Genomic DNA, 11,775 nt, shown 5'->3' on the forward strand with positions numbered 1-11,775 from the left:
GGGTGGGGTGTGGGTGCGGGCCCTGAGCGCCCCTGCCGGGGCCCGCACCCGTGTGTCAGCTGCCTTCGCCCTCGTCGGCGGCTGACTTCCGGCCCCGAGCCGGTCGGTTGGCCGCCGTCTTCTTGGCGGCCGGCTTGTCGTCCCCGTCGTCGTCGGGCGACGGTTCGGGCTTGCGCTGCTCCTCCGCGGCCGCCTTTGCCGCGGCGGCGGGGAGCTTGCCGTCCTCCCACGCGTCCGGGTTGGTGACCGCGGACTCGAGGTGCTCGGGCACTTCCTGGCCAGCGTCCAGCCGGACACTGACGCCTGCGCGTTCCGGGTCGGTGACGAACACCGTCTTCGCGAGCTTGGCCATGGCGATCAGAGCACCGTTGCGGAGATGTGGATGTCGGGCACGTACAGGACGGGCATGCCGACGGCCGCGCCGCGGGTGTAGATCTGCACCGGGTTGTCGTCTACGTGGGTGACCACGACGATGCCGGGGGCTTCTTCGCGGGTCAGGGCGGGGTTGGTGCCGCTGGTGAACTGTGCGGCTTCACGGGTGCGGCCCCACTGGGTCTCGGCCCACTCTGCCGGGGACACGTCTGGGACGAGGATCCACTTGGTGTCGGGGATGACGCGCTTGTAGACGTCGTCGTCCCAGACCTGGACGTCGTACTCCACGATCGGAGGCAGGCCGTAGCGGGCGCGTACGGTGTCCACGTCGTTCGGCGCAAGCGTCGCTGTGGGAGTCGTCTCGGTCGAGTACGACCCGTAGAACGCTGCTCGGTACTCGGCGTTGGAGGCAAGGATGCTGCGCGCGCGGCGCGAGGTCAGGACCATCTTCGGCGTGGGTGCACCGGAGTTGACGAGGTAGTCGATCCACGCGCGCTCGTCGGCGAGCGGGGTCGCGGAGGGCTGGTCCCACTTGACGGCCGCGGTCGGCATGTTCGCCGACGGCACGTTCCAGTTGATGTCCAGGCCGATGCCGGGCAGGTTCACGGTTCCGTTGGCCAGCAGCTGGCCGGCGGCGAGTTCCTGCGCGGTCTGGATCGATTCGACGTGCCGCTCGACGTCGCTGTAGAGCAGGTCGATGTAGCGGGCGGTGTCCTGCCCGGATCCGACGTCGAGGAGGATCTGGTCCATTTCGGAGACGGCGAGGGTCTGGCCGAGGGCGGGGAGCATGCCCTCGTTGACGACTCGCTCGGCCTGGCGCTGCGCCATGGCGGTCGGCGCGTCGTAGGCGCGGAACTTCGCGGCGTTGACGCGGCGCTTCATGGACTCGGCCTTGAAGCGGATGCCCTGGATCGTGCGCGGCGGCAGGACCTCTCGGGTCAGTCGGTACTTGGCGGGCGTGTCGAGCTGACGCGCGAAAACGGTCAGGTCGGTGGCGCTGGTGTCCTGAAGAAGGAGCTCAAGGGCTTCCATCGGACTCCTCCTTCTTTACCGGTAGTGGATGTTGACGCCGGGGGCGGTGGACGCGATGTTCGTCGGGTCCATGGGGACGGGGAGCTTGGCCGCGAAGATCTCGCCGCGCCACAGCAGGGCGCCCGCGGCCTTGGTGCTGCCGGGGTTGAAGAAGATGTGGTCGACGAGGAACCCGGCGAGGTTCTGGGTGCCGTCGGAGGCGGATGCGGCGCCGCCAGCGGTGTTGGTGGTGACGGCGACGGCCGGGGAGGAACCGCCGGTGAACGAGCCCGAGGCGGTCATCTGGGAGACGTCGTCGGACAGGTACGCGCCCGCGAAGACCACCGTGTAGGGGCCGCCCGCGTTACCGGTGACAGTCACGTCGCCCGGGGCGATGTTCGACAGGGCCTCCAGCGCGGCCTGCACGGTCGCCGCGGTGGCGTTGTAGGCGATGGCGGAGGTGGTCTGCCCTGAGAACGCCAGCGTGAAGGTTCCGCCCGTGGGCGAGCCGCTGATGGTGACGGTCTGCGTCTCGGACGTCGGCCCCGAGTACGGGGCGTACAGCCCGCTGGCCGTGACCTTGCCGAGCGGGATACCGGACTTCATGACATTGCGGCCCTGAAGGAACGGGCTGGTGGAGGCGGTGTAGTGGGTGCCCGAGCTGAACTTGGTCAGGTCGAGGGTGATGGTGTTGGTGTCCTGGACTCCTACCAGGGACGCGAGCCACGGCCGGTCGGCGGTGACACTGTCCGAGTAGGAGAGCGGCTGGAAGTCGTTCACGACTGCTCTCTCCTCGTGCGGTGACGGTGCTGCTGCGGCACCGGGTGGTGCGCGTCCACGAGGAGAGGGCGTGGTCCCGTTCGCCCGGCCGTGACCGGGAAGTGTGTGGTTAGGCGGTGTTCTTGAGGTGGCCGCGGATGCGGGCCATCTCGCGGCCGCGGTCGCCGGGCTTGCCGGTGGACGCGGGCCGGGCCGGCGGTCCTCCGGCGGGTGCGCCGCCGGGGGCGGGTGGGAGGCTGGATGGTGCAGGCGCGGGCCGGACGCCGAACAGCTCCGGACGGCGTTCCTTCAGCTTGGCTGCTGCTTCCTGGACCGCGGTGTCGTCCGCGTCGTCCTCTACACGCAGTAGGGCTGCGGCGTCGTCGAGGTCGTCGCCGGTCGCGCCGAGCCCGGCGAGGACCGCGCGGCGGTTGGCGTTGCGTTCCCGGGCGATGGCGGCGGACTCGCGGGTGGCGAGTTCCTGCTCGCGTCGCTCCAGCTCGGCTCGGCGCTTCTCCTCCTCGGAGAGGGCATCCTGCTGGGCCTGACGTGCGGCTTCGATGAAGGCCTTGGCGTCGTCGGCGTTCTTGAAGCCGTTGGCGGCGGCGAAGTCCTCGAGGGCCTTGCGGGCGCCGGCCCGCTCTCCCTGGGACTTCTCCTTGGCGGCGAGGGCTGCGACCTCGTCTTGGGTGAAGATCTTCCCGGCGGGCGGGGCAGGCTTCGGGGCCTCGGCTGCGGCGGGCGGTGTGGGCGCGGGGTCGTCGCCGCCGTCGGCGTAGCAGATGGCGGGGTTCGGGGCGTAGGGGTGCGACCAGCCGGTGGTGGCCGGGTGCGGGTGGTGCAGCGCGGGGCGGCGCATGAGGGCAAGTCCTCCCACAGGAGAGTCGTCAGGCCCCGCGCCTGTGATCAGAGTAGGCGCATTCGTCACGGGGCATTCCCCCTGCTCTGCCCCTGCTTAGCGTTTCCGCTGGTCACATCGGTGGTGGTGTTCGGGTCGGTGGCTGCTTGCGCGTCAGGGGCGGCCTGGTCGGCGGGGGTTGCTGGGAGGACGACGGTGGGCGGTGTCGGGTCGGGGTTGAGGTCCAGGCCGAGGTAGTCGCCGACGGCGCCGCTGTCGCCGGTGGCGTCCGCGAGGGCCTTGGCCTGGTCGAACGAGCGGGACTGGATGCGTTCGATCTCCTGCGCGGCGTCTTCGATCGGGAAGCCCGCGTCCATCAGCATGCGGATCGCGGTCTCCAGGGAGAGGACTCCCGCGCCGACGCCGGTGCTGACCTGCTCGAGAACGGCCGCCTTGTCGGTGGGAGTGTAGGCGCCGAACGTGAGCTTGGCGGGCTGCGGCTGTATGCCGACCCAGTCGGGGTGCTGTCCGGCGAGGTACAGGCGCTGTACGAACTTGAGGAGCAGGGCGTACTTGTGGTCGCGGGCCAGGCGCATGGAGGAGACGAGCGCGTCGAGCGGGCCGAGGGACAGCTGGAGGGCGTAGCCGGACGGGACCTTAGACGGGTCCATGGTGCCGAGGGCGACCGCGGGGAGGCGGGCGACGTTCGCGGTGCGGTCCTGGAGGTCGTGGGTGTGGTTGCGGAGCTCGGCGAGAGCCTTGGAGGTGTCGACGGCGACCATGCCGCCGCCCTCCCCCAGCGTCCACACCATGCCGGGGGCGACTTCCTGCGCGTTGCTGCCGGTGGCGGCCTTGCCCCAGATGCCGACCATCGGGGAGCCGGTGGTGGCGGAGGCCCGGGAGGAGTCGGTGTCGGTGCCGGCGAGCTCGTCGAGGGTCTGGAGGACCTTGGCGAGCGACGACTGGCCCCAGTGCTCCTCGGCTGGCGGCACCGTGTTGGGGAGGTGCACGACCGGCACGAAGTCAATCAAGAGGTCCAGGTGGTCGAGTACCTCGCCGTCGCCGCGAGTCGCGAACGTCGCCACGTCCAGGGGCAGGGAGTCGACGTCGCAGGGGCCCTTGATGTCGCCTAGGTTCCAGGTGGCGTCGGTGAGGTAGCAGGTGACGTAGCTGGGTTCGTCGTTCCAGGCGTACTGGCGGGAGATGGCGCCGCTGTCGGGGTTGAGGAAGTCGCCGCGGGTCAAAGGCGGCGGGGGCTCCTCCCCCTCGGCTGCTTCGTCGGGCAGGACGCCGGGGAGCGGGGCTCGCACGGCACGGCCGGCCTGGTCGACTCCGGAGCCGGTGGCGGGCCGGATCCAGTCCAGCTCGTAGGTGATGCGCCGGATCCTGGCTTTCAGGCCGCGCTTCGGGTCTTCGGGCAGCTCCCACGCGAAGTGCACGCGGGTGGGGTAGTCGCCGCCGTCGGCGTCCTCGCCGATGACGGGGAAGTAGAAGCCGGGGTCGTGGACGCGGACGGTGGGCCGGTTCTTGCCGCGGTCCCAGGCCAGCCGGTACACGCCGTCCCCCAACGAGACGGCCTTGCGTTCGGCCTGCTGGAGGCGCATCGGCAGCTGCTCGGCCTCGGCCCAGTCGCGCAGGAATTCCTGCACGCGGGCGGCCATCGCCGCTTCGGCATCCGCGTCGTCGTCGCCTTCGTGCTCGGCGCCGGGCACGGTGATGGTCTGCTCGCGGCCCAGGACGTGCGCCATGACGGTGTCGATGAGCATCGACGGGTCACCGAATTCGCGGCGGTCCCGGGCGTGGTGGTCTCCGCCGACGGCGGCGACCTCGGAGGCCTGGTTCTGGTCGTAGGCGGCGAGCAGCTTGTAGGCGGCGAGGCGGCGTTCGTCCTCGGCGGGCACCCACATGGCGTGCGCTTCGGGGAAGGCGCGGCGGTTCGGCATGCCCGCGGCGTCGCCGCTGTAGACCGGCTTGTAGTTCAGCCAGCTCCAGGCATGGATGACGACCTCGCGGGTTCGCCCAATCAGGCCCACAGTGGTCTCCGTCCACGTCAGGCCCCGCGCCTATCGATCAGGGTACGGGCGGATCGTGTGGACGTTGCCCCGGTCGCGGTGGCGGAACGCTGAGTTGATCTGAAAGTGCCCTCACGGGGATAGGTTCACCCGTTTAGGTGACGGCCGTTCAGGGACGTTCGTCCGGTGCGCCGTTGATGGTCTGAGGGGGGTCTGTGGGGGGTTAGAGTGACGCCTGGCGGACTATCCGACGTCCTTCGCTCCCCGCGCTCCCGGGACACGTGTCCGGGAGCACAAGGCCCCCGGCCAACCTATGGGAGATGAGGATGCTCGGGGACGAACCACCGGACCGGGTGGAGTTGCTGACCCTGTACGTTGCGCTTTTCCAGCTGCTACTGGACATCGCGCAGGCTCTCAGCCCCTGATGACCCGGACCGGCGTCCGCACCAGCGGTGACCGGCCCACAGGCTGAGGCCACCGTCTCCATCGCTGAGGGCCTCGCTACCGCGGGGCCTTCAGTGTTTTCCACTCCAGCTACGCATGGATGGTTGTGCTGAGTTGGACTCCGTCACTGTAGCCCGCGAGACACGAGGTTTGTAATCGGGTCCGTAAGTACTGGCCCGGAAAGTGTCACTCGTGATTCTTTCCACTGTCTGTTAGTAATGCGGGAAACTCAATGTCTTGTCATATGCCTAAGGGATATTTTCAGCGCTTTGGAGCGGGGCGGACGGTCCCGGGCGGGCCTAGCAGAGTCTTAGCGGCGCCCTGAGAGTCGCCTGTCGGCGTACTGAGCTGTGCCGACGGCTGCTGCGACTTCGTTGGCGAGCTCGGTGATGACGTGTACGGCCGCGTCGAGGCGGTCTGGGGAGTCCATGCCGGGGAGCCAGGAGATGTACTGGATCTCCAGGCCGGGGAATTCGCCGACGTGGTGGACATGCCCGTTCTCGTAGAGCTGGGCGACTGGTTCGGCGCGGAGTCGTTTGCCGACCTTGGCGGTGACCTCGATGATCCGCGGCATCAGCAGGCCCTTGGTGCGGCCTTCGCGCTCGAGTTCTGCCCAGGCTTGGCGGATGATCTGGGCTGCCATGTCGCCGCCGAAGTTGGATTCGACGACGAAGGCGTCCGCGGTCAGGTCGATGGCGAGGAGGCAGGCGGCGCGGCCCCAGTCGGCTGCGCCCATCTTCCCGGAGCGGTCGGCGAGCAGGTACATCTCGCCTTCCTTGTCGCGGCCGGCGCCGATGAGGCCGACTTCATCGCTGTCTTCGCGGCCGCCGGCGGTGTCGATGCCGACGAGGGTGCGGGTGAGGTCGATGCCGCGGAAGGCTTGGGCGGTGATGCGGTTCTCGGTGATCCAGGGCCACTGCCACACGCCGCCCTCGAGGGGGCGGGGTTGTTGTTGGTAGAGGGCCCACCAGCCTCGTTCGCCGACGTCTTTCTTGAAGCGGTCGAGGTGCTTGCGGCGGAATCGTTCGGGCCAGAGGGGTTCGCCGATTTTGCGGCCGAGGGGGTCGGTGTCGGTGAGGGCGAGGGCGGGGAGGTCGAGGACGGTCCAGCCTTCGGCGCCGCTTTGGAGGATGCGGCCGGCGAGGTCGTTCTCTGACCAGCGGGTCTGGATGACGACGATGGAGCCGTTGGGTTCCATGCGGGTGTTGATGACTTGCTGCCACCAGTCCCAGAGGTTGGCGAGCTTGACGGGGCTGTCGGCTTCTTTGGCGTCTTTCAGGGGGTCGTCGACTATTGCGACATTCGCGCCCATGCCGGTCAAAGATCCTCCGACGCCCGCGGTGACGAGCCCGCCCGGGGTGCCGGCCAGGTCGAAGCGGTTCGCGGCCATGGAGCCGTAGCGCAGCTCGATGCCCAGCTGCGGGCCGAACTCCTTGATGCCGTCGCGGATCCACCGTCCGTGCCCCTCGGCGAGCTTCGCGGCGTAGGAGGCGATCATCACGCGGTGATCAGGGTGCCGGGCCAGATACCAGAGGGGAGCCCAGCGCGCGGCCCTGGCGCTCTTGCCGTGCCGTGGAGGCATGTTCAGCAGGACACGCATCCGCTCCCCGTTGGCGATGCGGACGAATGCCTTGTCGATGAGGTCCAGGTGCCGGGCCTGCCACTCCCGTCCGCCGGTGAGCACCGCGGCCATGGAGCCGGGCGACCGCTCGAGCGCCATCTTCTTTTCGGCCCAGGCGAGGACCTTGCGCATCTCGGGGTCGGCGGCCTGGACGACGGCGGCGCGCTCGTCGGCGGGGAGGGAGCGATAGCGGTCAAGGGCGCGCTCGATCTGGCTGCTCACTCCTTCCCGTCCTCCTCCTGTTCGCCGTCGTTCTCATCGGGGGTGGAGGTGGCGGTGTTGGTGGGGTTGTCGTGGTCGAGACGGCTGCTGGCGGAGATGAGCGTCATCAGCTCGTCGGGGCTGGCGCTGGACAGGGCGAGCGGGCCGCCGTCGGCTCCGGTGATTTCTGCGCGGACGGGCTGGTCGAGACCGTTGAGGCGGCACAGCTTGTCGACCAGCTTGCTGGCCTGCTCGTTGGCGCGGACGTCACCGGCGAGGGCGTCGGGCCAGACCGCGGCGAGGAGTTCCTCGTAGCGGTCGGTCTGGAAGCGGCGCCACACGTCGGCCTCGGTCTTCTCTTCCTCGAGGTAGGAGCGGTAGGCGCGGGTGAAGTCCTTGGCGAGGGTGCCGCGGCTCAGGCCGAAGGACTTGGCGATGGAGTCCATGGACTCGCCGGCGCGGCGGCGTCGGAACATTTCGCGGCGCCGTTCGGAGACTTCGGCCATTTCGGATTTGCTGTGGGGCATGGCGGTCGGGGCTCCCGCTTGGTCGTGTCGGTGGTGCAGGCCCCGCGCCTAGTTGAATCTTCCCCGGTTTCTGACGTTCCGTTCCCCCGTGCCCGGTGGCGGTGGGATCCTCCGCCGTATGAGACGTGTGCGTGTGTCGGGTGTAGCGGTGGCTGCTGTGGCGGTGTTGGTGCTGGTCGGGGGCTGCTCGGGCGGAACGGGGGACGCAGGGGGTAAGGCATCGGCGGGCCCGTCGGCCGCGGCTTCGTCGTCGGCTGCGATGGGCGTGGACGAGGCGCTGTCCCGGTACCAGGAGGTGACCGCGCCGGGCTGCTCCGCGGAGGACTGCACGGACTTCATGGAGGCGAAGCTGGCGGCGGCGCGGGATCTGCGGCTGGCCCTGGTGGCGGAGGACAAGGCGCGGTTCGCGGAGCCGATCCGGGATCTGCGGCGGGGCGAGGAGGCGGCGGATCACTACGGGCGGGACAACCTCAACGCGCGGGGCAACTCCGCGGCGGTGAATGTGCCGATCCAGCATGCGGTTGCGTGGCTGCGTACGAACCGGTGAGAGAGGGCGGCCCCGCCCTGAGGGACGGGGCCGCCGGCCGCGGCGGGGAGTGCGCTCCTGCCGGGCGGTGCGCCGCGGTCTGGGGGAACGACGGGCGCACGTTTGGGGGTGCACGGCCCGGTTCAACCCGGTTCCTCGGCGCGGGGACACTAAGGACAAGATGGATCCGGGCCGTGCACTGTTGATGGTGGGGCACGTCAGCGGGTTTGTCTGGCGTGCATTCCCCCGGGCTACTGGCCGAGGCCTCCGGGGCACGTCTCGCGGGATCCGTCGGGTTTCTGGTGGGTGGTGACGGGTTGGCCGGGCGGGCTGCCGACGATCTGCTGGCAGCTGGGGCAGGTCGCTTCGGTTAAGGCCGGGTCGATCCGCATGATGCCTCCAGGCATGCGAAAGGGTGCCGCCCCGTGCGGAGCGACACCCTGGACTACCCGGGGGCAGTGGTCAGAAAGCGTCTTGCAGGTCGAAGGCCCTGCTGCCCTTGCCCTGGCCGGGGCGGGCGGTGTGTACGAATGGCATCCAGCCTTTGGCTTCGGAGTGGAATTCGATGCCGACGCCGGGGTGGACGGTGGGGGTTGCGTCGGCGGAGTAGGCGTAGGTGCGCTTGATCTCTGCGCTGCCGGAGTTGTTGAGGACGGCGGCGAGGTACGCCTCAGCGCTGGACGGGGTGATCTTCCCGTTCCGGAGGAGGTCGGGGACGGGCATTTCGGCGGGGGGTGCGTCGGTGACGGGGACCTCGGGCTGGCTGTGGTCGTCGCCGGGGCGGCCTCCTGTGATGGCGAGCCACAGTTCGGAGCCGGTGATGAAGGTGACGTGGACGCCGGCGGGCCGGGTCGTACCTTCCTGCCACGCCTCTGCGCGCTGGACCTCGGGGGCTTTGCCGAGGGCGTCGACGACGAATTCCATGAGGCGGTGCGGGCGCATGGCGGGCGGTCCTTCCAGTGGGGAGCGTTTCAGTCTACGAGGCTGAAGCGGTGATCACTTGCGGGGTTGTGGGGCCTCGTAGTGGAGGCGGGCGGCGGCGAGGTGGCGGTGCAGGGGGCTGGTGGGGTCGGGGCCGAGGTGGGCGATGACGAGCCGCCCGCTGGGGGTGCGGGCGGTGTACGTCGCGGTGCGGTCCGGCGGGGCCGGGGTGGTGCTGGGCACAGGCGCTACTCCGCCGGGGCTTCCTCGTCGGTGGTGGGCTTGGGGCCCAGGCCGTACTCGCCTCGGGCGCCTTCCCGGGGGTGAATCTTGTCTGCCTTCTTGAGGCGGGTCAGGGCGTTGTCGAGGGTGGAGCCCTGGATGTCGGCGAGCTTTGCGATCTCGTCTTTGTGCTTGTAGATGACGTCGATGCCCAGCGGGTCGGAAACGTCCTCGAGCGCTTGGAGGATCTTGTCGTCGGCGCTGGCGGGCTTCTTGGGGGCTTCGAATCCGCTGAAGAAGGTGCTGGGCGAATCGCCGAAGTCTCCGTCTGCGCCGTCCTCGCCGAGGATGGACGTGGCGGCGATCTCGTCGCGGTTCTCCCAGTCGGGCCAGTCCGCGGGGTAGGCGACGGCCGTCTCGTCGATGTAGGGAGCGGCGGACTCGAGGGTGAAGGTGCGCATCATCTCGGCGGATCCGCCGGGGCCGAGGGTGTATCCGAGGCCGAAGGTCGAGCGGGGGTCCTTGAGGGCGACGGTCTCGTCGTAGATGAGGGGGCGGTCGACGTCCCAGGCGGCAGGGATCTGGCCGGGGTCGACGCCTTCGAATCCGGTGGTGGCGAGGTGCTGCTGGTCGGAGTCGGTACGGAGCATGACGAGGCTGCCGCCCTGGATGACATTGGTGCGCAGGGCGGTGGAGCCGCCGAGCTTGTCAGCGTTCACAGCCTGGTTGACGATCAGCAGGATGATGCCGAGGGAGCGGGCCTTGGCGGCAAGGGCCTCCAGGATGATGCGGGCTTCCTTCTTGTGGTGGTCCAGCTCGGAGAGGGGGACGTGGGCCTCGTCGAGGATGAAGCGGACCCAGGGGCGTTCCGGGGTGGCGACGAAGTTCTTCATCTTGAGGCGAGCAGACTCTTCGATGCGCCACTGCATGAGGGCGTAGGCGACGCGGAGGCCGCCCATGCAGCCGTCTTCTCCGAGGCCGTTGTAGCAGGCCATGGTTTCGACGTCGGGGTTGGAGGAGCCCTTGGGGTCGGAGTAGATGATGGCGTGGCCGTTGACGTGGTCGGCGAGGGCGGCAATCTGGACGAGTCCTCCCTTGCCGGACCCGGTAACGCCGGCGATGAAGAGGTGACGGGCGCCGAGGACGGGGTCGGTGAACTGGACGCGGGCGGGGAACCCGGAGACGTGGCGGCCGACCTGGACGTAGCCGCCTTCGGAGATCTTCAGGACGTCGGTGCCGGGGAACGGGGTGCCGTCCTCCAGGGGGTTGTGCTGCATCAGGCGGATCTCTCCGCGGCGGGGGTTGCCGGGGGTGGGTGAGTAGGAGCAGAGGAGGGTGGTGGTGCGGAGGGCTCCGGCGAGGTCGTCCTGGTTGGGGGTGACGAGGCGGGCGGTGTCTTCGTTGGCGACGACGATGGCGACCTCTCCGCCGGTGTGGGGGTCGGTCTGGACTTCTTCGAGGTGGGAGCCCTTCATGACGGCGGGGGCGACCCACTTCTTCCAGGCCCCGGCGAGGGTGCTGGTGTCGAGTTCCGCGGGGGCGGTGAGGTTGACGGTGATGTGCTTCTCCCCTGTGTGGGCGCCGGACCTGAGGGTGATCCAGGCGGCGTCCTTGCGGTAGACGGAGGAGATCTTCTCCTCGGTGACGGTGACGGAGGATCCGACGGGGGCGGTGATGGTGCCGGTCCAGCGGTTCGGGCCGATGGTTCGGACGGTGAGTTCCTGGCCCTTGTGGGTGCCGTTGTGGGGGTTGGAGATGTGCTGGGCCCACTGCTTGAGGATGTCGTTGGCGTCGGTCGGGGCGAGTGTGTGCGCCACAGCTGCGGCCGTAGCGTGGCCCACGGAGGTCTTGCGTGCCTTGCGGCCGAAGACGTTGCGGAGCTTGAGCGGCACGAGGGCGACCGCGGCCCACCAGCCGAGGGAGACGATGCCGGGTACGGAGGGCAGGGTGAGGAGGCCGGCCATGAGGGCGTCGGCGCCGTCGGGTCCGCCGAGGGTGCCGATGCCGAGGGCCATGCCGGTGGAGAGGGTGGAAATGAACAGCGGGGAGCGGTGGGCCTGCATGATGTCTGCGGCGGGGAGGTTGTTGGCCAGGGCCTGCGGGATGCGGCGCATGTAGTTGGCGGCCATGAATCCGGCTGCGCCTCCGTAGGCGAGGGTCGCGGTGAACGCTGCGCCGCCGTCGAGGAACGGGGCGACGACGCCGACGGCTACGGGGGCTGCGGATGTAGCGAAGGCGACGGCTCGTTCGGTGGATGCTGTGCGGGGGGTGGTGGCGGCGGGCGTGTTCACGGGGATACTCCTGGGTGCGGGTCGTAGTGG

Annotated in this window: 11 protein-coding genes; 1 reads left to right on the forward strand and 10 read right to left on the reverse strand. The window is 69.5% G+C overall.

All coding sequences use genetic code 11. The annotated features are described in order from the left end of the window. Positions 1-55: 55 nt before the first annotated feature. The 7 genes from CFW40_RS35335 to CFW40_RS35365 form a co-directional block, all read right to left on the reverse strand. Entirely contained in the window at positions 56-352 is a 297-nt protein-coding gene (locus tag CFW40_RS35335; RefSeq protein ID WP_088802575.1) for a hypothetical protein, read from the reverse strand. 5 nt (positions 353-357) lie between these two features. After that, positions 358-1,404: a major capsid protein gene (locus CFW40_RS35340; RefSeq protein WP_088802576.1), complete on the reverse strand. Its 1,047-nt coding sequence runs from the start codon at positions 1,402-1,404 to the stop codon at positions 358-360. A 15-nt stretch (positions 1,405-1,419) separates the two neighbouring features. After that, complete coding sequence (locus CFW40_RS37470) at positions 1,420-2,163, reverse strand: hypothetical protein (RefSeq protein ID WP_176956731.1); 744 nt, start codon at positions 2,161-2,163, stop codon at positions 1,420-1,422. Positions 2,164-2,272: 109 nt separating this feature from the next. Further along, the gene (locus tag CFW40_RS35350; protein WP_088802577.1) at positions 2,273-3,001 is read right to left on the reverse strand and encodes a hypothetical protein; all 729 of its coding nucleotides are present in this window, start codon (positions 2,999-3,001) and stop codon (positions 2,273-2,275) included. 65 nt (positions 3,002-3,066) lie between these two features. Next, positions 3,067-5,013 carry a hypothetical protein gene (locus CFW40_RS35355; protein ID WP_088802578.1) on the reverse strand — a complete coding sequence of 649 codons (1,947 nt, stop codon included), beginning with the start codon at positions 5,011-5,013 and terminating at the stop codon, positions 3,067-3,069. 733 nt (positions 5,014-5,746) lie between these two features. Continuing rightward, positions 5,747-7,279: a terminase large subunit domain-containing protein gene (locus CFW40_RS35360; protein WP_256331848.1), complete on the reverse strand. Its 1,533-nt coding sequence runs from the start codon at positions 7,277-7,279 to the stop codon at positions 5,747-5,749. Beyond that, on the reverse strand, positions 7,276-7,785 hold the full coding sequence (locus CFW40_RS35365; protein ID WP_143046331.1) for a hypothetical protein: 510 nt from the start codon (positions 7,783-7,785) through the stop codon (positions 7,276-7,278). The genes CFW40_RS35360 and CFW40_RS35365 overlap by 4 nt, the downstream gene beginning before the upstream one ends. A gap of 118 nt (positions 7,786-7,903) precedes the next feature. Between CFW40_RS35365 and CFW40_RS35370 the strand changes: the two genes are divergently transcribed. After that, complete coding sequence (locus CFW40_RS35370) at positions 7,904-8,332, forward strand: hypothetical protein (protein ID WP_143034613.1); 429 nt, start codon at positions 7,904-7,906, stop codon at positions 8,330-8,332. Between the two features lie 441 nt (positions 8,333-8,773). Here the strand turns inward: CFW40_RS35370 and CFW40_RS35375 are convergent, their stop codons facing one another. From CFW40_RS35375 to CFW40_RS35380, 3 genes are read right to left on the reverse strand one after another with little or no spacing between them, the layout of a single operon-like run. Then, positions 8,774-9,253, reverse strand: a complete 480-nt coding sequence (locus CFW40_RS35375; RefSeq protein ID WP_088802581.1) for a hypothetical protein — start codon at positions 9,251-9,253, stop codon at positions 8,774-8,776. A gap of 54 nt (positions 9,254-9,307) precedes the next feature. Next, positions 9,308-9,475 carry a hypothetical protein gene (locus CFW40_RS37475; protein ID WP_176956730.1) on the reverse strand — a complete coding sequence of 56 codons (168 nt, stop codon included), beginning with the start codon at positions 9,473-9,475 and terminating at the stop codon, positions 9,308-9,310. 5 nt (positions 9,476-9,480) lie between these two features. Further along, positions 9,481-11,745: a type IV secretory system conjugative DNA transfer family protein gene (locus CFW40_RS35380; RefSeq protein ID WP_088802582.1), complete on the reverse strand. Its 2,265-nt coding sequence runs from the start codon at positions 11,743-11,745 to the stop codon at positions 9,481-9,483. Between the last annotated feature and the right edge of the window lie 30 nt (positions 11,746-11,775).

This window comes from Streptomyces sp. 2114.4 (assembly GCF_900187385.1).
Classification (GTDB): Bacteria; Actinomycetota; Actinomycetes; order Streptomycetales; family Streptomycetaceae; genus Streptomyces; species Streptomyces mooreae.

Bases quoted from the DNA above. Each gene is read 5' to 3' on its own strand.
- CFW40_RS35335 (WP_088802575.1), bottom strand. From the start codon at position 352: ATGGCCAAGCTCGCGAAGACGGTGTTCGTCACCGACCCGGAACGCGCA.
- CFW40_RS35340 (WP_088802576.1), bottom strand. From the start codon at position 1,404: ATGGAAGCCCTTGAGCTCCTTCTTCAGGACACCAGCGCCACCGACCTG.
- CFW40_RS35350 (WP_088802577.1), bottom strand. From the start codon at position 3,001: ATGCGCCGCCCCGCGCTGCACCACCCGCACCCGGCCACCACCGGCTGG.
- CFW40_RS35365 (WP_143046331.1), bottom strand. From the start codon at position 7,785: ATGCCCCACAGCAAATCCGAAATGGCCGAAGTCTCCGAACGGCGCCGC.
- CFW40_RS35370 (WP_143034613.1), top strand. From the start codon at position 7,904: ATGAGACGTGTGCGTGTGTCGGGTGTAGCGGTGGCTGCTGTGGCGGTG.
- CFW40_RS35375 (WP_088802581.1), bottom strand. From the start codon at position 9,253: ATGCGCCCGCACCGCCTCATGGAATTCGTCGTCGACGCCCTCGGCAAA.